22 protein-coding genes and 1 pseudogene are annotated in these 24,704 nt (G+C 61.4%); 10 read left to right on the top strand and 13 right to left on the bottom strand.

Annotation, left to right across the window (positions count from 1 at the left end; translation table 11 throughout):
* Window positions 1-93: 93 nt before the first annotated feature.
* Genes pdxY through hemW form a run of 7 tightly spaced genes read right to left on the bottom strand, consistent with a single transcriptional unit; the run spans window position 94 to window position 6,701 of the window.
* Window positions 94-942 carry a pyridoxal kinase PdxY gene (gene pdxY, locus HMPREF3155_RS08265; protein ID WP_061923993.1) on the bottom strand — a complete coding sequence of 283 codons (849 nt, stop codon included), beginning with the start codon at window positions 940-942 and terminating at the stop codon, window positions 94-96.
* 50 nt (window positions 943-992) lie between these two features.
* Window positions 993-1,595: an rRNA maturation RNase YbeY gene (ybeY, locus tag HMPREF3155_RS08260; RefSeq protein ID WP_062037951.1), complete on the bottom strand. Its 603-nt coding sequence runs from the start codon at window positions 1,593-1,595 to the stop codon at window positions 993-995.
* Window positions 1,596-2,570: a PhoH family protein gene (locus HMPREF3155_RS08255; RefSeq protein ID WP_061925824.1), complete on the bottom strand. Its 975-nt coding sequence runs from the start codon at window positions 2,568-2,570 to the stop codon at window positions 1,596-1,598.
* 9 nt (window positions 2,571-2,579) lie between these two features.
* Window positions 2,580-3,302, bottom strand: a complete 723-nt coding sequence (locus HMPREF3155_RS08250; RefSeq protein WP_070433039.1) for a 16S rRNA (uracil(1498)-N(3))-methyltransferase — start codon at window positions 3,300-3,302, stop codon at window positions 2,580-2,582.
* Window positions 3,302-4,450: a molecular chaperone DnaJ gene (gene dnaJ / locus HMPREF3155_RS08245; RefSeq protein ID WP_062043676.1), complete on the bottom strand. Its 1,149-nt coding sequence runs from the start codon at window positions 4,448-4,450 to the stop codon at window positions 3,302-3,304. The genes HMPREF3155_RS08250 and dnaJ overlap by 1 nt, the downstream gene beginning before the upstream one ends.
* 56 nt (window positions 4,451-4,506) lie before the next feature.
* Window positions 4,507-5,535 carry a heat-inducible transcriptional repressor HrcA gene (hrcA, locus tag HMPREF3155_RS08240; RefSeq protein WP_062043673.1) on the bottom strand — a complete coding sequence of 343 codons (1,029 nt, stop codon included), beginning with the start codon at window positions 5,533-5,535 and terminating at the stop codon, window positions 4,507-4,509.
* Window positions 5,536-5,567: 32 nt separating this feature from the next.
* A complete protein-coding gene (gene hemW / locus HMPREF3155_RS08235) occupies window positions 5,568-6,701 on the bottom strand; it encodes a radical SAM family heme chaperone HemW (RefSeq protein ID WP_070433038.1) in 1,134 nt (377 codons plus the stop codon).
* A gap of 153 nt (window positions 6,702-6,854) precedes the next feature.
* Here hemW and HMPREF3155_RS08230 point away from each other — a divergent pair, with 153 nt between their 5' ends.
* The 3 genes from HMPREF3155_RS08230 (at window position 6,855) to HMPREF3155_RS08220 (ending at window position 10,390) form a co-directional block, all read left to right on the top strand.
* Window positions 6,855-8,234 carry a hemolysin family protein gene (locus tag HMPREF3155_RS08230; RefSeq protein WP_070433037.1) on the top strand — a complete coding sequence of 460 codons (1,380 nt, stop codon included), beginning with the start codon at window positions 6,855-6,857 and terminating at the stop codon, window positions 8,232-8,234.
* A complete protein-coding gene (locus HMPREF3155_RS08225) occupies window positions 8,234-9,277 on the top strand; it encodes a CNNM domain-containing protein (RefSeq protein ID WP_070433036.1) in 1,044 nt (347 codons plus the stop codon). The genes HMPREF3155_RS08230 and HMPREF3155_RS08225 overlap by 1 nt, the downstream gene beginning before the upstream one ends.
* 273 nt (window positions 9,278-9,550) lie before the next feature.
* Complete coding sequence (locus tag HMPREF3155_RS08220) at window positions 9,551-10,390, top strand: PDDEXK family nuclease (protein WP_061925802.1); 840 nt, start codon at window positions 9,551-9,553, stop codon at window positions 10,388-10,390.
* 85 nt (window positions 10,391-10,475) lie between these two features.
* Here HMPREF3155_RS08220 and HMPREF3155_RS08215 read toward each other — a convergent pair whose 3' ends face one another.
* Both HMPREF3155_RS08215 and HMPREF3155_RS08210 read right to left on the bottom strand, forming a co-directional pair.
* Window positions 10,476-11,162: a hypothetical protein gene (locus tag HMPREF3155_RS08215; protein WP_061925799.1), complete on the bottom strand. Its 687-nt coding sequence runs from the start codon at window positions 11,160-11,162 to the stop codon at window positions 10,476-10,478.
* Between the two features lie 163 nt (window positions 11,163-11,325).
* Entirely contained in the window at window positions 11,326-13,161 is a 1,836-nt protein-coding gene (locus HMPREF3155_RS08210; protein WP_061925796.1) for an AMP-dependent synthetase/ligase, read from the bottom strand.
* Between the two features lie 97 nt (window positions 13,162-13,258).
* On the opposite strand from HMPREF3155_RS08210, the gene malQ reads away from it, so the two are divergent.
* The gene (gene malQ / locus HMPREF3155_RS08205) at window positions 13,259-15,352 is read left to right on the top strand and encodes a 4-alpha-glucanotransferase (RefSeq protein WP_070433035.1); all 2,094 of its coding nucleotides are present in this window, start codon (window positions 13,259-13,261) and stop codon (window positions 15,350-15,352) included.
* Between the two features lie 9 nt (window positions 15,353-15,361).
* On the opposite strand, the gene HMPREF3155_RS13050 is transcribed toward malQ, so the two are convergent.
* Together HMPREF3155_RS13050 and HMPREF3155_RS12875 are read right to left on the bottom strand one after the other, a co-directional pair.
* The gene (locus HMPREF3155_RS13050) at window positions 15,362-15,523 is read right to left on the bottom strand and encodes a hypothetical protein (protein ID WP_162839579.1); all 162 of its coding nucleotides are present in this window, start codon (window positions 15,521-15,523) and stop codon (window positions 15,362-15,364) included.
* 11 nt (window positions 15,524-15,534) lie between these two features.
* The gene (locus HMPREF3155_RS12875) at window positions 15,535-15,732 is read right to left on the bottom strand and encodes a hypothetical protein (RefSeq protein WP_070433034.1); all 198 of its coding nucleotides are present in this window, start codon (window positions 15,730-15,732) and stop codon (window positions 15,535-15,537) included.
* Window positions 15,733-15,765: 33 nt separating this feature from the next.
* Between HMPREF3155_RS12875 and HMPREF3155_RS08195 the strand changes: the two genes are divergently transcribed.
* Window positions 15,766-17,055, top strand: a complete 1,290-nt coding sequence (locus tag HMPREF3155_RS08195; RefSeq protein ID WP_070433033.1) for a carboxylesterase family protein — start codon at window positions 15,766-15,768, stop codon at window positions 17,053-17,055.
* On the opposite strand, the gene idi is transcribed toward HMPREF3155_RS08195, so the two are convergent.
* Window positions 17,050-17,592: an isopentenyl-diphosphate Delta-isomerase gene (idi, locus tag HMPREF3155_RS08190; protein ID WP_070433032.1), complete on the bottom strand. Its 543-nt coding sequence runs from the start codon at window positions 17,590-17,592 to the stop codon at window positions 17,050-17,052. The genes HMPREF3155_RS08195 and idi overlap by 6 nt on opposite strands.
* Complete coding sequence (locus HMPREF3155_RS08185) at window positions 17,589-18,131, bottom strand: hypothetical protein (protein ID WP_070433031.1); 543 nt, start codon at window positions 18,129-18,131, stop codon at window positions 17,589-17,591. Before HMPREF3155_RS08185 ends, idi begins: the two co-directional genes overlap by 4 nt.
* A 146-nt stretch (window positions 18,132-18,277) precedes the next feature.
* On the opposite strand from HMPREF3155_RS08185, the pseudogene HMPREF3155_RS08180 reads away from it, so the two are divergent.
* The 5 genes and pseudogenes from HMPREF3155_RS08180 (at window position 18,278) to HMPREF3155_RS08160 (ending at window position 24,700) form a co-directional block, all read left to right on the top strand.
* A pseudogene (locus HMPREF3155_RS08180) lies at window positions 18,278-20,133 on the top strand (ABC transporter ATP-binding protein).
* Window positions 20,134-20,175: 42 nt separating this feature from the next.
* Window positions 20,176-21,291 (top strand): MalY/PatB family protein, encoded by a 1,116-nt coding sequence (locus HMPREF3155_RS08175; RefSeq protein WP_070433030.1) that lies wholly within the window; start codon window positions 20,176-20,178, stop codon window positions 21,289-21,291.
* An 88-nt stretch (window positions 21,292-21,379) separates the two neighbouring features.
* The gene (brnQ, locus tag HMPREF3155_RS08170) at window positions 21,380-22,729 is read left to right on the top strand and encodes a branched-chain amino acid transport system II carrier protein (RefSeq protein WP_062037910.1); all 1,350 of its coding nucleotides are present in this window, start codon (window positions 21,380-21,382) and stop codon (window positions 22,727-22,729) included.
* A 70-nt stretch (window positions 22,730-22,799) separates the two neighbouring features.
* Window positions 22,800-23,792, top strand: a complete 993-nt coding sequence (locus HMPREF3155_RS08165) for an LLM class flavin-dependent oxidoreductase (protein WP_070433029.1) — start codon at window positions 22,800-22,802, stop codon at window positions 23,790-23,792.
* A 155-nt stretch (window positions 23,793-23,947) separates the two neighbouring features.
* Window positions 23,948-24,700 carry a GntR family transcriptional regulator gene (locus HMPREF3155_RS08160; RefSeq protein WP_070433028.1) on the top strand — a complete coding sequence of 251 codons (753 nt, stop codon included), beginning with the start codon at window positions 23,948-23,950 and terminating at the stop codon, window positions 24,698-24,700.
* The last annotated feature ends 4 nt before the right edge of the window (window positions 24,701-24,704 follow it).

Genomic DNA, 24,704 nt, shown 5'->3' with positions numbered 1-24,704 from the left:
TCGCTTTTCGCCGCGCTTGCCGACGCCCCGCAATCCACCAGAAAGCTGCATTTCCAGGGCTGGGTATTTGCCAAAAGGCGTGGGGCGGGTGCGCTAAAGCTCCTCGACCTGGAACTGCAGCTGCGGATTCGCAAACACGTCCTGGGACTCAATGAGCTGCAGCTCCTGCGAGTCTGCCTCATAAGTGTTGTGCAGCAAGTCGTACACCGAAGACGCGGTGCGCTTGAGCGCGAGCTTCGCATCGTGGGTTTCGACGTAGTGGCCGGTAAACAGCGCGGCAGTCACGTCGCCGGAGCCGTTGCGCTTGAATGGCAGGTGCGGGGTGGCAACGATGTAGGCGCGGTCGCCGTCCACGGCGAGCATCTCAATGGTGTCCTCAGGGGTCTCCGGGCGCTTTACCGAGGTGACCAGCACGGTCTTCGGACCAATCTCCTGCGCAGCCTTCACTGCCTCGAGGGTCTGCTCCAGCGTGCCAACCTCGTGGCCAGTCAGGTAGCCCAGCTCAAACTGGTTCGGGGTGATGATGTCAGCCACCGGCACGACCTTATCGCGCAGCAGCGGCGGGATTTCGTCCGAGACAAAGCAGCCAGACTTCGCGTTGCCCATGACTGGATCGCACGCGTACAAAGCCTTGGGGTTGACGGCCTTGATGCGGTTAACGGCATCGATAATTGCGCCGGCGATGTCTGGCCCGCCCTGGTAGCCAGAGAGGATTGCGTCGATCTTCTCAAAGGCGCCGCGCTTCTCGATGCCGTCAATAATGCTGGTGACATCCGATGCCGGAAGCATCGGCCCGCCCCAATCGCCGTAACCGGTGTGGTTGGAGAAGTTCACCGTGTGCACCGGCCATACCTCGTGGCCCGCGCGCTGGAGCGGGAATACTGCGGCGGAGTTGCCGACGTGGCCGAAGGTGACGTGAGACTGGATCGACAGAATATTCATGCCGTCTATTGTGCAACGTGACGCAACACGTCACCAACGAAACGGGGAAATTAATTTTCCTGTGGCTCGCCCACCGCCGGGATTCCACCGCCGGGGACCTCTTTGTCGAGGTTGGCGCGCTCGGCGGCATCCGGGAAGGCCTTGGGGCCCGAGGGCTTAGGCTGGTAGCTCACCCCGCGGGCGGCGAGGTTGTCATACCAGTCCGCCAGCAGCTCGTTCTGCAGGCTGAACATTTCCTTTTCCTCTGCCGGGGTGGCGTGGTCATAGCCCAAAAGGTGCAGGCAGCCATGCACCGTCAACAGCGCAAGCTCGTGGCCCAGAGAGTGGCCGGCGGCATCGGCCTGGCGCAGCGCGAACTCCGGGCACAACACGATATCGCCCAGCATGGACGGGCCCATCTCGGGGGCGTCGGGACGCGCGCCCAGTGCGCCTGGGGTGATTTCATCCATCGGGAAGCTCATAACATCGGTTGGCCCCTCGAGGTCCATCCAACGCACGTGCAGGTCCGCGATGGTATCCAAGTCCACTGCGGTGATCGTGCACTCGGCATCCGGGTTGATGTCCATGGCGCCGAAGGCATAAGAGGCGACGTCGATGAGCATCTCCTCGTTGACGCCGTCGAAGCCGGACTCGTTGATGAATTCGATGGACATTTAGTTCTCCTTATCCGCTTGCGCTGCGGCTTCAGCAGCATCATAAGCATTCACGATACGGCTGACCAGCTGGTGCCTGACGACGTCGCTCGAGCCCAGGTCCGCAAAGTGAATATCCTGCACGCCGTCCAAGATGCGGCGCACCAAGCGCAGGCCAGAGACCTGGCCACGCGGCAGGTCCACCTGCGAAACATCGCCGGTGACCACGATCTTCGAACCAAAGCCCAGACGGGTCAGGAACATCTTCATCTGCGCCGGCGTGGTGTTTTGCGCCTCGTCGAGGATGACAAAGGCGTCGTTGAGCGTGCGGCCACGCATGTATGCCAGCGGGGCGACCTCAATAATGCCGGCTTCCATGAGCTTCGGGATCATCTCTGGATCCATCATGTCGCGCAGAGCGTCGTAAAGCGGGCGCAGGTACGGGTCGATCTTGTCATTTAGCGTGCCGGGCAGAAAGCCCAGCTTTTCGCCGGCCTCAACTGCTGGGCGGGTCAAGATGATGCGCGAGACCTGCTTGGCCTGCAGGGCCTGCACGGCCTTCGCCACCGCCAGGTAGGTCTTGCCAGAGCCTGCGGGGCCGATGCCGAAGACCACGGTGTTGTCATCAATGGCCTGGACGTACTCGGATTGGCCCACCGTCTTTGGGCGCACGGACTTGCCACGGCGGCGCACGATGTCCGCCGCCATCGCCGCGGAGACCGATTGCGGCGCTTCCACCGCAATCATGTCCACGGTGTGTTTCACGGTATCGGTGCTGACGTGATGGCCGCGGCGGGCAATCGCCTCGAGCTCGTCGAGCACCTTCGCGGCGCGGGCCACCTCATAGTCAGGTCCGGTTACTGTGACCGTGGTTCCGCGCGCGAAGAAGTCTGCGTCCAGTAGGTTGTTGAGCACCCGCAGGTTATCGTCAGCGTTGCCGAGTACGGTCGCGACGTAGACGGAGTCAAGCTCAAACTTCTTGGTGATAATAGGCACCCCAACAGGCTACCAGCGTGCGGTGCGCACGCCGATTGCGGCAAGGGCCACCATGGCTGCCGACGCCGTGCGTAACACCTCCGGCCCCAACTTAACCGGATGGGCTTGCAGGCGCTCCAGCTCCTCGGCACCGATTCCGCCTTCGGGTCCGACAAGGAGATAAATGGTGCCCTCCAGCGGAACATCCCGAATAGAGTCGGTGGCTTCCTCGTGCAGCACGTAGGCGGTCTGCCCGGAAATCAGCTGGGCCAGCTGCGGGGTGGTCAGGGGGCCAGTAACCTGCGGGATGCGGTCGCGGCGGGACTGCTTCGCGGCAGCAACCGCCGCCGACTCCCACTTCGCGAGCGCCTTCGGCGCCTTCTTTCCATCCCACTTGGCCACGCAGCGATCTGCCTGCCAAGCGATGATCTCATCGGCGCCTGCCTGGGTGGCAAGGTCCACCGCGAGCTCCGAGCGCTCCGACTTCGGAATGGCCTGAACCACCACAACGCGGGGGTTGGGCTCGGGCGCAAAAGTCACGGCGTCGACAAGCGCGGCCAAATGATCCTTGCCCGAAACGGACTGGATGGTGGCCAGGGCGGCGGTGCCCGTGCCGTCGATGAGTTTGAGCCGCCCCCCTACGCTAAGGCGCTTGACCGTCACCGCGTGGCGGCCCTCGGGACCTTCGAGCCCCACCGGCTCGCCAACGCTAGCCAACGAGAGATCAGGATGAATGAAGACGGGCAGAGACATTAACGGCGGAACCTATCTCGGATACGGGAGAAGAAGGATTCTTCCTGTCCGTCGCCGGACTCGCGCACGCGGGCGCCCTCGTCGCGGGAATCGCGGACCTTCTCGAGCAGCTCGCGGGTCTTCTTGTCGAGCTCCTTCGGAACCACGACATCGACGTGGGCAAACAGGTTGCCAAAGCCATCGGTGCGCAGGCGCGGCATGCCCTTGCCCTCGACCTTGATGGACTCGCCCGGCTGGGTGCCTGGCTCGATGTCGATGTTGAGCTCCTCGCCATCTAGCTGATCGATGGTGAAGTTGGTGCCCAGTGCAGCATCGACCATCGGCACGCGCACGGTCAGGTGTAGGTCGTCGGCGTTGCGCTCAAAGACGGCGTGCGGCTTGGTGGAAACCTCCACATAAAGATCGCCCGCCGGGCCGCCGCCGTGGCCGACCTCGCCCTGGGAAGCCATGCGGATGCGCATGCCATCACCAATGCCGGCCGGGATATTTACGGTGAGATCGCGGCGCTTCTTCACGCGGCCATCGCCACCACAGTGGTTACAAGGATCAGTAATGACTTCACCGAAGCCCTGGCACTTCGGGCACGGGCGGGAGGTCATAACGTTGCCCAGGAAGCTGCGCTGCATCTCCTGAACCTCGCCCATGCCGCCACAACCATCACAGGTAACTGGCTTGGACTTGGAGGCAGAACCCGTGCCCTCGCAGCGGTCACAGAGCACAGCGGTATCGACGGTGACCTGCTTCTTCAGGCCGGAATAGGCCTCTTCCAGGCTAATGGTGGTGCGCAGCAGGGCGTCATTGCCCGGCTGCACGCGCGAGCGCGGGCCGCGGGAGCCACCTGCTCCACCGCCGAAGAACTCAGCGAAGATGTCGCCTAGGCCGCCGCCACCGAAACCACCGCCGAAGCCGCCGCCGGCAGCGCCGCGCTCTTCCATTGGGTCGCCGCCCATGTCAACGATTTGGCGCTTCTGCGGATCCAGGAGCACCTCTTGCGCGAGGGAGGCCTCGCGGAACTTCTCCGCCGCCTCTTCATCGCCCGGGTTAACGTCCGGGTGATACTTGCGGGCGAGCTTGCGGTAGGCCTTCTTAATTTCGGCGTCGGTTGCGGATTTTTCTACACCAAGGATGCCGTAATAGTCACGAGCCACTTAATGAAAGTCCTTATCTAAAATTAGAGTCACTGGGAAAAGTTTTCCGTGCCAGCTTACTCGCCGGCCAGAACTTCGCTTACATAGCGTGCAACAGCGCCAACCTTCGAGATTGTTCCCGAATAATCCATATAGGTCGGGCCTACAACGCCAAGGCCGCCCAACGTTTCATTGCCGGCGCCGTACGCAGTGGCGACGACGGATGCCTGCCGCAGCTTGTCCTCCTCATTCTCCTCACCGATGACGACGGAGACGTTGCCCAAATCCGGCACGCGAGCCAAAAGCTTCAACACCACGACCTGCTCTTCGAGAGCCTCGATGAGCGAGGGCAGCCCTTCTGGGAAGTCTCGCGCGATACGCGTGAGATTAGAGGTACCAGCCATGATCAGGCGGTCGGAGGGGCGCTCCACCAACGTCTCGATGAGAGTCGTGGCGGCATTGAGCACGTGCGGGCGGATGTCCAGCGGGGAGGTTTCGACGAGGCTGGCAAGTTCCACCGAGGCGTCGGTTAGCGTCTTGCCCTCCAAGGCGTTGTTGAGGACGTCGCGTAGGCGTGCGGTCTGCAGTGGGTCGATGATGCTGTCCAGCTCGACGTTGCGCTGATCGACGCGCCCGTTATCCGTGATGAGCACCAACAACAGGCGCACTGGCGAAAGCGCCACGACCTCGCAGTGCTTCACGCGCGAAACCTTGAGGTTGGGCATCTGCACCACCGCCGCCTGCTTGGTCACCTGAGCAAGCAGCTGCACGCTGCGGCGCAGTACATCCTCCAGGTCGACGCCGCCTTCCAAGAAGGTCAGCATGGCACGGCGCTCCGGCGCAGACAAAGGCTTTACGTCGTGCAGCGAATCGACGAACTGGCGGTAACCCTTCTGCGTGGGCACGCGCCCGGAGCTGGTGTGCTCGTGAGCAATCAGGCCCTCCGATTCCAACACCGCCATATCGTTGCGGATGGTGGCGGAGGAAACGCCCAGCTGATAGCGCTCCAGCAGGGTCTTGGACCCCACGGGTTCCTGGGAGGCAATATAGTCCGCCACAATGGCGCGCAATACCTCGCGGCGGCGAGCATCAGTGGAATTGGACATGCGCCCTATGTTACCTACCTTCGCCGTGGCCTTTAAGCTTCCTCGGCAACCAACAAGTCGGTGATGATGCCGTCTGCCAAAAGGCGCCCCGGCTTGGTCAAGCACAGCCGGTCGCCGGCGCGCTGCAGCAACCCACGGGAGATGTAGTCCGCGATGACCGGCTCCGCACCCGGAGCCAGCCAGCCAGCCGGAATGCCCTCGCGCAAGCGCAAACCGAGCATGATCTTTTCGGTGTGCCGCTCGACCTCGGTTAAAACCTCGCGTTCCTTCACCGGCAACTCGCCGCGGCCTAGCATCTCGATGTAGCGGCGCGGCAGCTTCACGTTATAAAAGCGCTCGTCGTTCAAATGCGAGTGCGCGCCAGGGCCCGCGCCCCACCAGTTGCCGTCGACCCAGTAGATGCGGTTGTGCTCGCATTCGCCGCCGGGCTTGGCCCAGTTGGAAACCTCGTACCACTCGAAGCCTTCCGCTTCGAGCGTCGCAGAGACGGCCTCATAGCGCCTTGCCAGCACGTCCTCGTCGGGTGCAGGCAAGATTCCCTTTTTCACCTTGCGCGCCATCCGGGTGCCGTCTTCTACGATGAGCGAATACGCGCTGACGTGGTCGACTCCCGTTTCGAGAACGCGGTCAAGGGTAAGCCGCACGTCGTCGTCAGTCTCCGTGGGCGTGCCATAGATCATGTCCAGGTTTACGTGCTCGAAACCTGCGGCGCGGGCCTCACGCGCGGCGTCGAAAGCCCGGCCCGGGGTATGCGCACGCTCAAGCACTCGCAGCACGCTATCCGACGCCGACTGCATGCCCAGCGAAATGCGCGTAAACCCCGCCTCGCGCAGCTGCTCGAAATAGCGCGGGTCCGTCGACTCCGGATTCGATTCCGTGGTCACCTCCGCCCCTGGGGCCAAACCAAAAGTCTCTTTCACGCGGGCCAGAATGCGGCTAAGCCCCTCGGCGCCCAACATCGAAGGCGTGCCGCCGCCGATGAATACGGTCTGCGCCGGCCTTCCCACCTGCTGCGCCGCCATGCCCAGCTCGCACTCGAGGGCGTCCAGGTATGCGGCGGTCAGATCGCCGCCCAGCTCACCTGGGGTATAGGTATTGAAATCGCAATACCCGCACCGCGAAGAGCAAAAGGGAACGTGGATATAGAGGCCAAAGTCTTGAGACATGCCCTCTAGGCTAGCTTGGGCCAGGAACTAAATAACCCACCGGTACGTTGAAGGATGTAATCTATTCTGCAGTTTCCCATAAATAGAAAGGCAGCTTCAGTGGAACCTCCGAGTCGATGTCCCCGCCTCACCGAATGGCAGGCGGGGTAGGCCATGGTGCAAGCAATCCTTATGATTTTGGCGGGATTTCTGGTCATTGGCCTGATTATCGTCGCGAACGCGTACTTCGTTGCGCAAGAATTTTCTTTCATGTCGGTGGACCGCGCACAACTGCGCTCCATGGCTTCCGAGGGCAATAAGACAGCTGAGCGTGCCCTGAAAATTACCCAGCGCACCTCCTTCATGCTCTCCGGTGCCCAGCTGGGCATCACCATCACGGGCCTGCTGATTGGCTATGTGGCCGAACCCCTGGTGGGCCGCGGCTTGGGTGAGCTGCTGGGCGGCGTGGGCATTCCCGCCGGCGTTTCCATCACCATCGGCACGGTGGCAGCACTTTTCATCTCCACCATCGCCACGATGCTTTTTGCGGAGCTATTCCCCAAAAACTACACCATCGCAGCTCCGATGAAGACGGCGTTGTTCTTGTCCACCTCCACCATGTGGTACCTGCGCATTTTCGGCTGGCTTATTCACTTCTTTGAGTACGCCTCGAATGCGATCTTGAAGGTCTTCGGCATCGAGCCTGTAGAAGACGTGGATTCTTCCGCCACCACCGATGATCTCGAGTCCATCGTGGATGCCTCCCACGAGGCCGGCGACATCGACGAGGCAACCTACCTCGTGTTGGACCGCCTGTTGGACTTCCCAGAACACGACGTCGAGCACGCGATGATTCCGCGTTCCCGCGTCGACGTCATCGATCCGCAGACCACCATCGGCGAGGTTCGCGAGATGATGTCCACGGATCACACGCGCTACCCCATCATCGACGATGAACACAACCCCATCGGTGTGGTGCACTTGTTCGACGTGCTGGGAACGCAACTTCCCGACGCCACCGCGGCCACCGAGATCATGCAGCCCGCCGTTGTGGTGCCAGAGCTCATGCCGCTTCCCGACGTCGTGACCGAGTTGCGCGACGCCAACGACAAGCTGGCCTGCGTCATCGACGAGTACGGCGGCTTCGTCGGCATCGTGACCATGGAAGACCTAGCCGAGGAGATCCTGGGCGATGTCAGCGACGAGCACGACATCGAAGAGACCGAGGAAATCACCGAGCAGGATGAGTCCCACTGGCTCGTCGATGGCGATACACCGATTGACGAAATCGAGCGCGCCATCGGCCACGATCTGCCGGAAGGCGACTTCGAGACCGTGGCTGGCCTGCTGATTTCCCACTCCGGCGCGCTGCCTGAGGAGGGCGAGGAGTACACGATCGAGCTCGAGGCGGAGCCGGATGACTGGGTAGAGCGCGACGACGCCCCAGTGCGAAAGCTGCACCTGCGTGTCGAGGAGATTGACCGCCACGTGCCGGCGACCTTGGCACTGGAGCTCGTTGAGGAATACGCCGATCAAACGGAGGAGGAGAGCTAATGACTGATACTTGGTGGTTTAACCTCCTCATCACGCTTGTCATCATCGCCGCCTCGGCCTTCTTCGTCATCATCGAGTTTTCGATGATGGGCGCGCGCCGCAACCGTTTGGAAGAAACCGCTGAGACCTCCCGCACCTCGCGCTCGGGCTTGCGCTCTTTGAACGAGCTGACCATCATGCTCGCCGGCGCGCAGCTGGGTATTACGGCGGCGACCTTCGTACTGGGTGCAGTGACCAAGCCGTGGGTCCACCACCTGCTCATGACCCCGCTGGAGGCACTCGGCCTGCCGCTGGGCGTGGCCGACGTGGTCTCGTTTATTTTGGCGTTGTTCATCGTGACCTTCCTGCACCTGGTCATCGGCGAGATGGCTCCGAAGTCTTGGGCGATTACCCACCCGGAGACCGCGCTGCAGCTCATCGCGGTTCCTGCCCGCGGCTTCATCTGGCTCTTCCGCCCGCTTCTGAAGTGGATTAACCACATGGCGAATGCGATGGTGCGCTGGACTGGCGAGGAGCCCGTCGACAGGGCCGGTGCCGCCGGCTACGACGCAGATACCCTGCGCCACTTGGTGGAGCATTCCCGCGAGACGGGCACTCTGGACGATGATTCGGCGAACCAGATCACCGGCGTAATTGAGTTGGAGGCCTCTACCGTTGGCGCGCTGGCTCGCGAGCACGGCTCCCAGGTCGTCCCGCTGTCCCCCAACGCTACGGTGGCTGAACTCCATGACTTGGTCACCCGCAAGTCCATCATGCGTGTGCTGGTCTTCCCGAAGGATTCCCGCGTGCCGCGCATCGTGCACGTGCGCGATACGCTCCTCGCCGAACCGGACACTCCAGTGCTCGAGTTCTCCCGCCCCGCGCTGACGGTTTCCTCCTCGTTGACTGTCCAGAAGACCTTGGACCACATGCGCGCTCGCAACGAGCAGCTCGTGGCCGTGGGCAAGGCGGACAAGGATAAAGCGATGTGGATTCTGACGTGGGATGACATCATGGGCCAGCTATGGCCGCAGATTACGGAGCAGTTGGACTTGGCCAACTAGCGCCCAGCCCTCCTTCCTGCCCCCCCTTCCCGCTTCCTCTACCCCTTCCCCGCAAATACCCAGCCCTGGAAGCCCAGACGCCGTGGTCGCGATTTTCAGAGTTGAAAAATATTTTTTCGCGACCACGGCGTCTGGGTTTCCAGGGCTGGTTTTCTAGGGCTGGGGGTTCAGCCACAAGATTTCACACCCAGTTGTTGACGCCGCCAACAAGTTATCCACAGCTTTCAAAATTGTCTCTAGAGCTACACACCCGCGGCGGGCGAAACTAGTGCCATGACCACTCTTGAGACCATCCACCCAGCCAAACCCGCCACGTCCAACGACCTTAAATCCGGCACACTTTTACAGCTAGCACCGCGCATGGCCGTAGACCGCGAGGAATACTTAGCGCTATCCGCCGTCGAACGCCAGCGCCTCGAATGCATAGCCATAGCCCGCAGCTCTTATACCGCGGTACTGATTAGCAAGTCCGCCGCACTCCTGCATGACCTTTGGCTGCTCCCCTGCCCCGAAGACCCGGTCGAGCTAGCGCTTCCCTGCGGCAGCCTGCCCCGCCACAACCGCCATGCGCCGGGACGCCGCTACCGCAAGACCATGGTCGGGGACGTAGAAACCATCGACGGTGCGCGCGTGGTTAGCATTGCCCGCGCGGTTGCCGACGTCGCGCGTTACCACGGCTTCCGCCACGGCCTCATCGCCGCAGACTCGGCGTTAAACATGGGTATTAGCCCTGCCCGGCTGCAAGCCGAGGTCGATGACTTAGGGCGCGTACATAATGCCGCAGCAGCCCGCAAGGCAATTGCCTGCGCCAGCTCCCTATCGCGCTCGCCTTTCGAGTCACTCGTGCGCGCACTGGCTGTGGAGCTGGGCTTAGACGCCAAGCCGCGGCAACGCGTGGCCCCTGGCATCGAGGCATTGCTCATCGAAGAGGCCATCATCGTCGAGATTGGCCCGCAAGCGGTCCTATCTCGGCGCTCGAGCCGCACGGCATACCTGCGCTCCTTGGGATACCGAGTAGTTCAATTTACGCCCGAGCAATTAGCCAAAGATCCGGATACCTGCCGGAGGACCCTGCACATGCTGGCGCAGGCGCACGCGGTTAAGGCGAGCTAGAAAAGACAAACACCGCCGAACGAGGGAATCGGCGGTGTTGGTGTCTCCTTGTGTGTTGGCAACAAGGAAGTCTATTTATTGGCTTTTAAGCGGTAGTCGCGGCCTGTCGCGCGGCTTCGCGCTTGGCACGGACGCGGGCAACCACAGCGTTAACGCGGGCACGCTCTTCTAAGAACGGCGGCGGGTTGTGACCACGCATCGTGCGCACGTAGGCCGGGTGGGCTTCGACGACGGTATGGCGCCAAGCCTGCACCGCAATGAGCGCGGATTGACCGGCACGCTTGTACAGGTGCGGCAGGGAAATCATGTCCAAGTTGCGGGCCACGGCGTCGGTTTGGCCGAGCACATAATCCACCAGCTCGCGCAGGTAATCCGCCACCGCCCCAGTGCGGCCGCGCAGCGTGGCAGCGAGCTCGGAGACCACGATGGTCGGGGAATCAATCGCAAAGGCGGCATCCAGGCTGCGCGCGGTGAGCTGCTCTGGCTCGGCGATATCGTTGTTGCCAGATGCGGCGGCGGAGATAGTGCCCGAGCGCACCCCTGAGACCAGCGCGTGGCGCAGGCCAATCAGTTCGCCTACGCAGCGCCCGGAATCAATGCGGGCGTCCTCGACGATGTCGCCGAGTTCCGCCAGGCAGTCCAGTGCGAGTTCATCGTCCCAATCCTCAATCGCCTCGATGAGGTGCTCGATATACTCGACAACTTCGTCGCCGATGTTGTAAATCTCCTGGGTCAGCTCGCGGTGACGTAGCTCGGCGGCGATTTTGTGCATGCCGGTCCTTTCCGCAAACTAACCTCTAGTTGAGGTTGAGACTTCTCTGTAACGAGTGCTGACTTTATTCCAGATCCTGTGAACGATCTGCGCGACACTCCGAACAAACTCACAGACTTGAAAATTGCGGGGAGCCGGCGAAGCACCCGCCGGCCCTAGATGCCTACTGCTTCTTCGAGTAGATGTGGTCAATCGCGTTAGCGTAGCGCTGTGCCACAACATAGCGCTTGACCTTCATCGTTGGGGTCAGCTCGTTGTCTTCCTCAGTCAGGTCAGATTCCAGAATGTAGAACTTCTTAATAGCCTCCGCATGGGAGACAGTGGTGTTGACCTGGTTGATAGCGTCCTGGATTTCCGCACGCAGCGTGGCGTCGGTAGACACCTCGCGCATGGAACGGTTGGCCGGGATATTATGGTCAGCCTTCCATCGCTTGAGCTGGTCCTCATCCAGGGTCAGCAGCACACCGATGAATGGCTTGCCGTCACCCACGACCATCGCCTGGGAAATAAGCGGGTGTGCACGCAACATGTCCTCCATCGGCCCTGGAGAGACGTTCTTGCCGCCTGCGGTAACGATGAGGTCCTTCTTGCGGCCGGTGATGACAACGTGGCCGGAATCCATGATTTCGCCCAAGTCGCCGGTGTTGTACCAGCCATCTTCCAGCGCATCCGCGGTGGCCTCCGGGTTGTTCCAGTAGCCCTTGAAGACGATGTCGCCCTTGATCAAGATTTCGCCGTCTTCGTTGACACGGATGGTGGTGCCCTCCAGTGGCGGGCCAACGGTGCCGATCTTCAGATCCTCAAAGTTCACGGCTGCAGCTGCCGCAACCTCGGTAAGGCCGTAGCCTTCGTAGACGGTCACGCCGATGCCGCGGAACCAGTGCAGAAGGTCATGGCTCATCGCGGAGCCACCGGTGATGCAGTATCGCACCTCGCCGCCCATGGCATTGCGGATGGTCGAGTAGACCAAACGGTCAAAGAGCTGGCGTTTTGCACGCAGGAAGCGGTCCGGCCCCTCCGGGGTATCCAGCGCGCGGGAATACTCAATGGCCACTTTCTCGGCCTCGCGGAAGATGCCCGCCTTAATTGGGCCGCCCTCCTTGGCCTTGGCAGCCGCACCGTTGCGCACCTTTTCGAATACGCGCGGCACGCCCAGAATCAGGTTCGGGCGGGATCGCTGGAACTCGATGGTGATGGTGCTGAAGTCAGACCAGTGATTCTGCGAAGCACCGCTCATGGCAACGGCCAGGGATACTGCACGCGCCAGCACGTGGGCCAGCGGCAGGAAGGTCAACACGTGGTTGCCCGGCACCGCGATGCCGCCAATCGGGTTAGTCAGCAGGCCGAGAGTCTCCGCCAGCCAGTTACGGTGGGTCAGGATGCAGCCCTTCGGGCGGCCGGTGGTACCGGAGGTATAGACCAAAGACGCGAGGTCATCGGTCTTGGTGGCAGCGATGCGGGCGTCAACGACGTCGTCGGAAAGCTCGCGGCCCTCAAACATCAAGGTATCGATGGCCGAGGAGTTGATCTCCAGGATGCGGCGCAGCTGCGAAGGCGAATTCTTCAGCGCCGGCTTGCCGTCCTCCTGCAGCTTCAGGTGCGCCACCAGCTCAGAGTGCTCGCGCGATTCAGTAATCGCCAGCACCGCGCCGGAGTCCTCCACGATCCACTGCACCTGGGACAGCGAGGAGGATGGGTAGATGGGCACCGAAGCTGCGCCGGCAGCCCAGATTGCGAAATCCAGAAGCGACCACTCGTAGCGGGTGTTTGACAGCAAGACCACGCGATCTCCCTGCTCCACGCCAGCGGCAATAAGGCCCTTTGCAACTGCATAGACCTCTTCGACGAACTGCTTGGCAGTGACGTTAACCCACTCATAGCTGGCCGGGCGGGTAAACATCACGCCGTGTGGGCGCGCCTTCGCCGTGGCCATCATGCGGGTTAGACAGGTTTCACCGTCTTCGATTTCAAACTTTGCAGGAGTGTGCGCTTCTTGCATAGTCACTGGATATCCTTTCGCACATCTATATAACTCCAGCCCACTCTATCAACCGATCCCCCGGCGTGTGGCCTAAAACCGTGGCAGAATGTGGCCTGTGACTACGCGTGAACTGCTCGAAGAACTCGCCCAGCGCCATGGCGTTGCCGCTAAGTACTCCTCCCAATCCGGCTACCCGATTTATGTAACGGATGAAACAATCGCCTATACCCTGCGCGCATTGGGCGTGGCGGTGGAAGACCGCGCGAGCGAGGAGCGCCTGACGCACCTGCTCTACGAGGATTACTTAGAGCGGGCATCGCGCCCGTTGCCGCCGTGCGTGGTGGCCAAAGAGGGCGTCGAGAAGCAATTCCTAGTGCACGTGCATGCGGGCCAGCCGGTGGATATCCAGGTAGAGCTCGAAGATGGGCAGCTCCGCCAGGTCTATCAGGACGAAAACAACGCCCCGCCTGCCGACGTCGCCGGTACCCACTGGGGCGAGGCCACCTTCCACATTCCGGGTGATCTGCCGCTGGGCTTTCACGAAATCCAAATGTCCTCGCCGGGCATAGGCGCGCATTCATGCCCGCTGATCATCACCCCGGCACGCCTTAACACTGCTGACCCGTACTTAGAGCGCCCTGCCGCAGGCGTGATGGCGCAGCTGTATTCGGTGCGCTCGGAAAATTCCTGGGGCATCGGCGACTTCCAGGATTTGGGGCGCCTGGCACAGACCGTGGCGCCTTTCGCCGATTTTCTGCTGATTAATCCCCTGCATGCCGCCGAGCCGGTGCCGCCTGTAGAGGATTCGCCGTATCTTCCCACCACGCGGCGTTTTATCAATCCGCTCTACCTCAACATCGAGTCCATTCCGGAGCTGCAGCAGCTTTCCCCGGAGCTGCTTGACGACGTCCACGAGCTCGCTGCCGAGTTCCGCGAGCGCAACCGCAGTGCCGCTGAAATTGAGCGCGATTGCATCTACGAAGCCAAGCTCCAGGTATTAAGAGAGCTCTATAACCAGGAATTTTCTGCTGAGCGCCAAAATAAGTTCTTGGAATTCCAGCAGGCAGAAGGAAAAGGCCTACAGGACTTCGCGCGCTGGTGTGCCGAGCAAGAGCTTTCGCTGCGCACGGGCCAGCGTCACGCGGTGGAGGAAGAGGCCGGCGAACTCGCGCGTTTTTATGCCTGGCTGCAGTTCTTGTGCGACGAGCAGTTGGCTGCCGCGCAGCGTCGCGCCAAGGAGGCGGGCATGCGCATCGGGTTGGTCACCGACCTAGCCGTGGGCGTGCACCCGGGTGGCGCGGACGCGGTGAACCTCGCCGAGTACCTCGCGCCGCAGAGTTCCGTGGGTGCCCCGCCTGATGATTACAACCAGCAGGGCCAGGACTGGTCCCAGCCGCCGTGGCACCCGGTGCGCCTGGCGGAGTCGGGCTATAGGCCGTGGCGAGAGATGTTGCAGACCATCCTGCGTCACTCGGGCGGCGTGCGGGTGGACCACATCTTGGGGTTGTTCCGCCTGTTTTGGATTCCGCGCATGACGTCGCCGCAGAACGGCACCTATGTCTATTACGACTACGAGGCCATGCTCGGCATTCTCGCACTGGAGGCCCAGCGGGCAGGAGCGGTGCTCGTGGGCGAGGACTTGGGCACTCTCGAGCCGTGGATTCAGCATGTGCTGGCAGAGACCGGGGTGCTGGGAACTTCCATCGTGTGGTTCGAGCGCGCCGAGGATAACGAGTCGCCCTTGCCGCAGCACGCATATCGCCGCTTGGCGCTTGCCTCCGTGGGCACGCATGATCTTCCGCCGACCCTGGCTTATCTGCGCGGCGAGCATATCGCGCTGCGTGCACGGCTGGGCGTGCTCACCCGCTCCGTGGCCGAGGAAGTAGCAGATGACCGCAAGTGGCAGGCACGGCTTCTGAATGAGGTGGAGCGCACCGGGCTGCTGCCGCGGCGCGAGCCAGAGGAAGAGGTTGTCTTGGCTTTGCACCGCTACATCGCCGGCACGCCTTCGGCGCTAACAAGTACGAGCCTGGTGGACATGGTGGGCGACGTTCGCGCGCAGAACCAGCCCGGCACCACGAAGGATCTCTACCCCAACTGGTGCGTGCCGTTGTGTGATTCAACGGGCACGCCCGTGCTCATTGAGGACTTGGAAAGCAACGAGTTCTTCCAGAAAATGGCACGCGCTAGCGCCCGCCGCGGCGATTAAATAAGACGATTAAATAAACAGGCCGATGATTGCCACCACAACGACGAGCGCGATCATCGTCCACAGCGTCAGGCTGACGCGTGACTTTGGCAGGGCGCGCTTGCGGGGTGCGGGAGTTTGATTGCGTTCGGGATCCCAGAGGCCTTCGCGCGGATCTTCGGGCGTTGACATGGTTTCCAAGCTTAGCGGGTGGCGGAAGTGGAAGTCTTCTTCGGCCCCTTCAGGTGGCGGGCCGTGAAGTCGATGGCGAACATCAATGCCCAGGCTGCGAGCGCAAGCAGCGGCACCGCCACCGCGATGAGCACCGGCATTTGCAGCCACACCGGCGCCTGCACCATCGCCTGCGATAGAGCACCGGTCAAATTTGTCCACCATTCCATAAAGCGGGATTTTAGCCGAGTACTCTAGCCCGTATGACTAACACGCCAGTTCACGTCACTTGCCCGGCAGGCACGATCACCGGATACACCACTGATACGGTCAATTACTTCCACTCCGTGGACTATTCGGAAATCCCCAGCGACTTCGCCGATGCGCGGCCGCTTCAGACACCTCGAGACCAGGACGCACGTGTTCCGCGTCCGGAGGCGATTGCGCTGACTATCACTGCGCCTGCCGAGACCACGGATGCCCCAGTGTTGGTCTACATCCACGGCGGGCGCTACGAGCATGGCACCCACGAGGATCCACGCGCCGAAGGCACCGCCAACGCGCAGGCCGGAATCGTGCAGGTGCAGGTGGGCTACCGAGTGGGGCTGCCAGGCTTTGCGAGCTTCCGCGACGACGAGGCCTTCCGCTTCCGCGGCATCGATGATTGCCAGCTGGCGCTCGAATGGATCCAGCGCAACATCGAGTCCTTCGGCGGCGACCCCACTAACGTCACGCTCATCGGCCAATCAGCCGGCGCCACCACCGCGTTGTGGCTGATGCGCCGCGACCACTACCGTGGCGCTTTCCGCCGCGTTGTCGCGCTTTCCCCGGCCTTCCCGTTGCAGCCCTTCGAGGAACGCAAGGCCACGCTGCGCCAGGCCATGGGCACCGCGATTACCCGTGGCTCGCTAGAAAGCCTGCCACAAGAAAAGCTCGAGGCGGGCTACCGCAAGTTTGCAAAGAAGTACAAGTACGGCATGGCATTGGGCCCCGCGCCTTTCGACGCCCGCGAGCTCGCCGACATCCCGCTGGTGCTCGGCTCTACCCGCGACGAGTTCTACGACGTAGCCTCTGCGCAGAAAGCCGACGCCAGCCCGTTCCGCAGGCTTATCGCACGCTATCTCGCGCCCAAGTTCGGCTTCCCACGCAACTCAGTAGTTACTTGGATGCAAGTGGCCAACTATTTGGATGAATCCCGCCCGTTGGGCCGCATGATTGGCGATGGCAATATTCGCCGCTGGGTGGCACAAGCAGGCGCCGACGCCCCTGGCCCTACCTGGATGATCGAATTCACCCGCGCCGATGGCCCGGCACTCCACTGCGCCGAGCTGCGCTATCTCTTCGGCGTGCACAACAACGACTCCACGAAAAGGCTCAACCGCTGGCTGCAAGAATTTACCTGCACCGGCGAGACCGGTTTTCCGGAGTATCGCCCCGACCACGCCATCTGGGAATACGAGATGGACAGCGGAGTGCACCGCGTGGCCTATGCCAGCCTCGACTACGTGGCCGCCGCTTTCAGCGAGGACACCCGCGCCGGCGGGCTGCTATAGCGCAGAAATGGCCTCGCGCAGCGGCGCCTCCGCCAGCTCCTCAACCATCCAAGGGCTGAAAGCAAACGGGGCGGAATCCGCGGCGTCGATAAGCGCGGCGGGTGCTGCCCACGCGATGGAATCCACCTCATCAGGATTCGGGTGCAGCTGCACATCCTCCGGGAGCTCCACGACGAAGACTGGGCAGATCTCATGCTCGACGATGCCGGAGGAATCAACGGCCCGATAAGAAAAGTCCGGAAGCACCTCGCGCACCTGGCCCGCCTCAGCGTGGATGCCCAGCTCGAAGTGCGCCCGTCGCAGCACCGCCGAGACGTTGTCCTCCCCCGGCGCTGGATGGCCACAAAAAGAATTGGTCCACACGCCGGGCCAGGTCTGCTTTGCCAGTGCGCGGCGGGTCACAAGCACCTTGCTGCCTGCTATAACCCACGCGGAAAACGCGAAGTGCAGCGGGGTATCCGTGGTGTGAACGGCCGCTTTATCAGCAGTTCCGGCAGGTAGTCCGTCGGGGCCGGCGAGGACTACGAGTTCTGTCATAGGTTGAGGTCTCCCACGTAGGTGACGTTGCCGATGCTAAAGCGGGCATTCCAGAGGTTGCCCGGGGTGACGTTGAAACGGTACTGCAGGTTCGTCGAAGCACCCGCGCCCAGAGGCAGGTCCAGGCCCGGCGCGGCTACGTCGGCGTTGGCCTCTGGGTCATAAGGCAAAAGCTCAATCTTGGACCAACCGCCATTGCCGTCAGCGCGCTCTAGGACGGGCTCTTCGATGGCATCAGGCGGCAATGCGGTGTCATTCAGGTTGTGCACGCGGACGGTCACCACGGATCCCTGCACGGAGTCGCTGTATACGCCCTGCAGATCCCACTCGACGTTCAAGCCATCGTCTTTGACCTTGGCGCCCAAGTCGGAGGAGATCTCCTTGTTGTCTACATCTTTGGGCTCATAAGGCGGCTCTTCCGAGCTAGAAACCACGATGTCTTCGCCCAATCCGGTTTCCTCTGGCTGCAGGATGGCACAACCGGAGGCAAGGGTACCGATTGCTGCCACAGCAGCAATCAACTTCAGAGACCTATTCACCGCGAATTCCTTTTGCTTTGGGACGGATCAAAACTTTTCTTTAATACCTTAACCTAGTCAGTGTTTATTGCCGTACAGGTGGCATACTGTTCCTTCTCGAATCTTTCTCACCCCTACCTCAGAATTGAGAGGCGCTAGCTAGCTTTATGAACTCCATCTTGCACATTACTCGCAGTGCTTCTGCGCTGTGGCCTTTTTATTTGGGAGTGCTTGCCACCGCCACGGTGACCGCGGTGCTCTCGCTCATCTCGCCCTTCTTGGTCCGCGAGGCAACCGACGCCATCGTTGAGTCCTTGCAGGGCAACACCCCGGCCGAAAGCGCCCTGCGCACCGTCATGTGGCTGGTCATCGCATTGTTTGCTGCCGACGCCCTGGGCAACCTAATCAAAAACGTCGGCGGCTATATCGGCGACGTCATGGTGGCGCGCCTGCGTCAGATCCTGTCCACTCGCTACTTTGCCAAGCTGCTTTCCGTGCCGCAGGCCTACTACGACAATCAGGTCACCGGCACCATCATCGCCCGGCTGGATCGCTCAATCTCCAATATCACGCAGTTTGTGCAGTCCTTCTCCAACAACTTCTTCACCATGCTGATTCAGGCCATCGCGGTGTTGGTCATCATGGGCATTTACTACTGCTCGCGCTGCTGTTTCCGCTGTACATGTGGCTTACCGCCATGACCTCGACGCGCTGGCAAAAATACGAGGGGAAAAAGAATGCCGATGTGGACCAGGCCAATGGCCGCTTTGCTGAGGTCATCGGCCAGGTTAAAGTGACCAAGTCCTTCGTGGCGGAGGTGCGCGAGCTAGATAGCTTTGGCAAGCTCTACCGCCGCATCGTCGATACCACCAAGCCGCAGTCGCGTTGGTGGCACTCCATGGATACCCTGCGCGGCGTGGCCATGTCCCTCATCTTCCTGGGCATCTACGCCATCGTGTTCTGGCGCACCCTCCATGGCCATTTCAGCATCGGCGATATGGTCATGATCTTGCAGCTGGTCAACCTGGCCAAGCAGCCGGTGTTCATGATGAGCTGGATTGTGGACACGGCCCAGCGCGCCATCGCCGGTTCCAAGGACTATTTCAAGGTCATGGAGGAAAACTTCGAGCCGACGGCGAACAAGGGCCTCATCGAGGCCACCACGGCTTCCGACGCCCCGGTGCTTGACCTCAAACCGGTTCAGCCTTTGGAGCCGACGCCGGGCAAGCCGGTCTTTGCTTTCCAGGACGTGTCCTTTTCCTATGAAGAAGACAAGCCCGTGGTCGAAGAAATCACCTTTGCTGCCGAGAAAGGCCACAAGGTGGCTTTGGTCGGCGAATCTGGCGGCGGCAAGTCCACGCTGGTCAATCTGCTGCTCGGCCTCTACCACCCCACCGCGGGCCGCCTTAGCGTGCTGGGCCACGACGTCGACGAGCTCAAGGCCGCGCGCCTGCGCGCCTCTGTCGGCGTGGTCTTCCAGGAGTCCTATCTGTTCTCGGGCACCATCCGCGAAAACATCGCCTACGGCAAGCCCGGTGCGAGCGAGCAGGAGATAATCGACGTCGCCAAGCGCGCCAATGCTCACGACTTCATCGAGGCTTTCCCGCAGGGCTACGACACCGTCATTGGCGAGCGCGGCCTAAAGCTTTCAGGCGGACAGAAACAGCGCGTTGCCGTGGCGCGGGCGATGCTCAAGGACGCGCCGATCTTGGTCCTGGACGAGGCCACCTCCGCGCTGGATACCAAGGCCGAGCGCGCCGTGCAAGCAGGCCTGGATGAGCTGATGAAGAATCGCACCACGCTGATCATCGCCCACCGCCTGTCCACCATCGCCGACGTGGATACCATCATCACCCTGGATAAAGGCCGCATTGATGAGATTGGTTCGCCGGCGCAGTTGTCCCAGTCCGGCGGCATCTATGCCGAGCTGCTGCGCCTTACCCAGTCCAGCTCGCGTGCAGACCGTGAGCGTTTGAAGCGCTACGGATTCGTCGAAAACACCGCCGCTGAGACGGAAGAATAATAAACCTGTTGCCTGCTTTTGCCCCGCGCTAGTGTGGGGCTTATGCAGTTTCCATCACTAGAAAAGTTACAAGCCCGCGGCACCCGGAAGTGGACGGTGTACGGCGATGACGTACTGCCGCTGTGGATTGCAGAGTCCGATTTTGAAACTTCTCCTGCAGTCAAAGATGCAATCCAGCGCGCCGTGGATGCCGAGACCTTTGGCTACACCCCCTCGCCGAAGTCGGCCGGGCTTAATGACGCCGTGGCTGACTTTTATGAAACGCGCTACGGCTGGCGCCCCAACCCGCGGCAGATTTTCTGGATCGGCGATGTAGTCCGGGGCCTTTTCTTGGCGCTGAACTACTTCACGCGGCCCGATTCCCCAGTGGTGGTTCCGGTTCCTTCCTACCCGCCGCTTTTGGAATTGCCAGAAGCCGCCGGCCGCGAAAAGATTGAGACCACCCTCGATCTTGCAGACATCGAGCGCGCCTTCCAGCAGGGTGCTGGCTCCATCTTGCTGGCCAATCCTTTCAACCCACTGGGCACCGTCTTTGAGGAAGACTATCTCACTAAGTTGGTGGCGCTGGCGGAGAAATATGACGCGCGCATCCTCGCTGACGAGATCCACGCTCCTCTGGTCTACGAGGGCAAGCACATTCCGGTCGCTTCCTTGGGCGAGGCCGGCGCAAGGCGCACCATCACCGTGACCGCTACGTCCAAGGCGTGGAATATTGCGGGGCTAAAGTGCGCGCAGATCATTTTCTCTAACGCCGGCGACGTTGCCACCTGGAATAGCTTGAGCGGCGTGGCCAAGGACGGCACCGGAACTTTAGGCGTGCTAGCAGCCGAGGCCGCCTACCGCGACTATGAGTTCCTAAACCAGGAGATTGAGTATCTACGGCAGACCCGCGATTGGCTCGTCGAGGAGCTGCCAAAGCACATACCGGGGCTGAAAACCACCGTTCCGCAGGCAACTTACCTGCTTTGGCTCGATTTCCGGGACACCGCGATTGGTGATAACCCCCAGCCCGCGAAGTGGCTGCGCGAGAACGCGAAGGTGGCCCTCAACGAGGGCGAGACCTTTGGCACCGGCGGCAGCCACCATGCTCGTTTGAATTTCGCGACTTCTCGCGAGATCTTGGAAGAAGCACTAGACCGTTTGGAGAAGGTTTTCTAATAGCAATTAGAAATTTGCCAGACTTCCCTCCACCGTATAACGTGTTATGAGACAGTTATCCCAAATAGTGGGAAACCAGAGGGAAGATATGACAACACAAACACAAACACCTGCGACTCCGACCGGCAAAAAGGGCGGCTCCGTCACCACCATCGTGGTGGCCTCGCTGATGCTCTTTTCGATGTTCTTCGGCGCCGGCAACCTTATCTTCCCACCCATGGTCGGCGTAGCCTCCGGCACCAACTTCTGGCCGGCCATCCTGGGCTTTTTGGCAGCCGGCGTATTACTGCCGGTCCTGGCGGTCGTCGCCGTGTCCATCTCCGGCCAATCCGTGCGCGACATCGGAAACCACGGCGGCAAGTTCTTCGGCATCGTATTCTCCGCCATGGCCTACCTGGCCATCGGCGCTTTCTACGCCCTGCCGCGTACCGGTGCCGTTTCCATGGAAACCGCCATCACCCCGCTGTTCGGCTGGGAAGGCTTCGGCGCCAACGTCACCTACAACATCATCTTCTTCCTCGTGGCGCTCGTCTTGTCGTGGAAGCCGAATAGCATCATCGACACCCTGGGCAAGTTCCTGACCCCTGCGCTGGTCATCTTGCTCTTCGTCCTGATCACCCTGGCCTCCTTCGGCGCCGAACGCGTCCCGGCCACCCCTTCGGAGGACTACACTTCTTCCGCCATGGTCACCGGCCTTTTCGAAGGCTATAACACCATGGACGCCATCGCTGGCTTGGCCTTTTCCATCGTCATCGTCACCTCCCTGAAGTCCAAGGGCTTCAAGGAAGGCAAGCCGGTGGTTTCCGGCACCATCACCGCAGCCGTTATCGCCGGCGGCCTGCTGGCCGCCATCTACCTCGGCCTGGGCTGGATCGGCCAGACCATCCCGAACGGTCAGAGCTATGAATCCGGCGCCACCCTGCTTGCCGACGCCGCGAATTCCACCATGGGCGACATCGGCCAGGCAGTCTTCTCCGCCATCGTCATCCTGGCGTGCATGACCACCGCGGTCGGCCTTATCGTCGCCACCTCTGAGTTCTTCGTGCAGCTGGTTCCAAAGACCACCTACCATTTCTGGGCCGTGCTCTTTACCCTGCTGTCCATCGCCTTTGCTTTCCAGGGCTTGGAGACCGTCCTGGCCATCGCAGTTCCATTCATCACCTTCCTATACCCGCCGGCCATCACCCTGATTGCACTGACGCTGCTGCAGCCAGTGGTCAAGAATGCCGTGCGCTTCCGCTGGGCCTTCCTGCTCGCGCTGTGGACCTCGGTCATCTGGTCTGCGCTGTCCGTCCTGGCGGGCCAAGGCTGGCTCGCAGGCATCCAGCCGCTGCTGGACGTCTCACCGGGCCAGGCCGTAGGCCTTGGCTGGTTCGCGCCGACGGCGATTGCAGCCCTCATCGGCATGGGCATCGACTTCGCACAGCGAAATAAATAGTCCGGGCGTAGCGTTGGAAATAAGAGCACTTTCCAACCTGCAACTTCAACCTGCAACTTAAGGACTATTAGTGACCAACCGCGCAAAGCTTTCCCTGCTTGACTTCTGCACCATCTACGAAGGCGAGACCGCCGCAGAATCGATGGCCCGCTCCGTCCAGCTTGCACAAGTTGCAGAGAAGGCCGGCTACTCCCGCATTTGGTACACCGAGCATCACAACATGCCGACGATCACTTCCTCGTCGCCCGCGGTGCTCATCTCCCACATCGGCGCCAAGACCAACACCATCCGTCTTGGCGCCGGCGGCGTGATGCTACCCAATCACGCCCCCTACGTCGTGGCCGAGCAATTCGGCACCCTGGCCGAGCTCTACCCCAACCGCATCGATCTCGGCCTAGGCCGCGCGCCTGGCACCGACATGCACACCCTGGGCCGCGCACTGCGCCGCGACGCCCACGCAGCAGAGCGCTTCCCCGAGGACGTTAAGGAGCTGCAGGGCTACTTCTCCGGCAAGTCCTTGGTTCCTGGCGTGCAGGCCATTCCCGGCGTAAACACCCACGTGCCGCTCTACATCTTGGGCTCTTCCATGTTCGGCGCGTCGCTGGCCGCCAAGTACGGCCTGCCCTATGCCTTCGCCTCCCACTTCGCGCCCACGCACCTGCGCCAGGCCACGGCCTATTACCGCAATAACTTCCAGCCCTCCGAGGCCCTTAGCGAGCCCTATGTCATCGCAGGCGTCAATGTCACCGCCGCCGATACCAAGGAGGCTGCCGACGCCGAGTACGAAAAGGTGTGCTTCAACCGCGTCAAGGCCTTCGCCGGCCGCGGCAAGTACCTAACGGATCAGCAAGTCGAGCAGATCAAGAACTCCCACCAGGGCGCCCAGATTCTCGGCATGATGAAATACAGCGCCGTGGGCACCACCGACCACGTGCGCGACTACCTCGCAGATTTCCAAGAGCTAGCCCAAGCTGACGAGCTGATGATCTCGCTACAATCCACCGGCCATGACAACCTCCTGCAGAACATGAATCTGCTCGCAAAAGCATGGGAGCTCAACTAAAACACCCCCGCTAAACACCCCCAAAAATTGTGCACATTCTGAGCTTTTCAAAGGCTGCACACGCCCCTAGGCTTGAGCAATTAAGACGCTCGATTTAACTTGATTAGTATTTACATTATTTGGCTTCCACTATTTTCGCTACGTAAGGAGGAGACATGCCAGCACGCGGGGTGCAGCAGCACAAGAAGATCGCGGACTATCTACGCGGCCTCATTAAGGACGAGAGCATCAAGGCGGGTGACTTTCTTCCCAGCGAGGCGGAACTGTGCGCGAAGTTCAACTCCTCCCGCGGTCCAGTGCGCCAGGCTATTGCGAGCCTGCGCGCCGAAGGCTTAGTAAGCTCCGGCCGCGGACGTCGCTCCGTGGTGTTAGGCAGCTTCACCGCGGAGAACTTCGACGCGATCTGCTCCATCACCAACTGGCTGAGCGGCCGCGGATACAACGTTGGGCAAAAGACCCTGTGGACCGCCCGCCGCCCTGCCCCCAAGGAGGCGGCAAGCTACCTGCGCATCAGCGAGGACGAACAGGTGGTGTTTGTACACCGCATCCGCAGCATCGACGGCGAGCCGGTTGCCATCGAGCGTATGTATTTCCCGCTGCACGTGGGCAAGCACATTTTGGACTTCGATGCCGATTCCGGCTCCATCCACAATCATCTGATGGCCCAAGGCGTCGAATTCGATAACGCGCACCGCGAGCTGACTCTTACCTGCGCCTCCGAAGAGGACGCAACAGCCCTTAGCTGCGAGCCTGGCACTCCGCTGTGGCGCATCCACATTGAGCTTTCCGATCACGCTGGCCGCCCCGTGGAGTACACCACCAATCTCCTGCGCGCGGATCGCATGAAGGTCGGCATTACCAACGTCCGCGGCACTACTTCCCCACTTGAGGTCATCCTTACTGACTAACCCT

Origin of the sequence: Corynebacterium sp. HMSC06D04 (assembly GCF_001807315.1) — a bacterium.
Classification (GTDB): domain Bacteria; phylum Actinomycetota; class Actinomycetes; order Mycobacteriales; family Mycobacteriaceae; genus Corynebacterium; species Corynebacterium simulans.
Note: the sequence above shows the minus strand (reverse complement) of the source record. Positions and strands in the feature narration are given on the sequence as shown.

What these genes read in the sequence shown, in the direction of transcription:
- pdxY (WP_061923993.1), bottom strand. Translation starts at nt 942, where the DNA reads ATGAATATTCTGTCGATCCAGTCTCACGTCACCTTCGGCCACGTCGGC.
- ybeY (WP_062037951.1), bottom strand. Translation starts at nt 1,595, where the DNA reads ATGTCCATCGAATTCATCAACGAGTCCGGCTTCGACGGCGTCAACGAG.
- HMPREF3155_RS08250 (WP_070433039.1), bottom strand. Translation starts at nt 3,302, where the DNA reads ATGTCTCTGCCCGTCTTCATTCATCCTGATCTCTCGTTGGCTAGCGTT.
- hrcA (WP_062043673.1), bottom strand. Translation starts at nt 5,535, where the DNA reads ATGTCCAATTCCACTGATGCTCGCCGCCGCGAGGTATTGCGCGCCATT.
- hemW (WP_070433038.1), bottom strand. Translation starts at nt 6,701, where the DNA reads ATGTCTCAAGACTTTGGCCTCTATATCCACGTTCCCTTTTGCTCTTCG.
- HMPREF3155_RS08230 (WP_070433037.1), top strand. Translation starts at nt 6,855, where the DNA reads ATGGTGCAAGCAATCCTTATGATTTTGGCGGGATTTCTGGTCATTGGC.
- HMPREF3155_RS08225 (WP_070433036.1), top strand. Translation starts at nt 8,234, where the DNA reads ATGACTGATACTTGGTGGTTTAACCTCCTCATCACGCTTGTCATCATC.
- HMPREF3155_RS08220 (WP_061925802.1), top strand. Translation starts at nt 9,551, where the DNA reads ATGACCACTCTTGAGACCATCCACCCAGCCAAACCCGCCACGTCCAAC.
- HMPREF3155_RS08215 (WP_061925799.1), bottom strand. Translation starts at nt 11,162, where the DNA reads ATGCACAAAATCGCCGCCGAGCTACGTCACCGCGAGCTGACCCAGGAG.
- HMPREF3155_RS08210 (WP_061925796.1), bottom strand. Translation starts at nt 13,161, where the DNA reads ATGCAAGAAGCGCACACTCCTGCAAAGTTTGAAATCGAAGACGGTGAA.
- HMPREF3155_RS13050 (WP_162839579.1), bottom strand. Translation starts at nt 15,523, where the DNA reads ATGTCAACGCCCGAAGATCCGCGCGAAGGCCTCTGGGATCCCGAACGC.
- HMPREF3155_RS12875 (WP_070433034.1), bottom strand. Translation starts at nt 15,732, where the DNA reads ATGGAATGGTGGACAAATTTGACCGGTGCTCTATCGCAGGCGATGGTG.
- HMPREF3155_RS08195 (WP_070433033.1), top strand. Translation starts at nt 15,766, where the DNA reads ATGACTAACACGCCAGTTCACGTCACTTGCCCGGCAGGCACGATCACC.
- idi (WP_070433032.1), bottom strand. Translation starts at nt 17,592, where the DNA reads ATGACAGAACTCGTAGTCCTCGCCGGCCCCGACGGACTACCTGCCGGA.
- HMPREF3155_RS08175 (WP_070433030.1), top strand. Translation starts at nt 20,176, where the DNA reads ATGCAGTTTCCATCACTAGAAAAGTTACAAGCCCGCGGCACCCGGAAG.
- brnQ (WP_062037910.1), top strand. Translation starts at nt 21,380, where the DNA reads ATGACAACACAAACACAAACACCTGCGACTCCGACCGGCAAAAAGGGC.
- HMPREF3155_RS08160 (WP_070433028.1), top strand. Translation starts at nt 23,948, where the DNA reads ATGCCAGCACGCGGGGTGCAGCAGCACAAGAAGATCGCGGACTATCTA.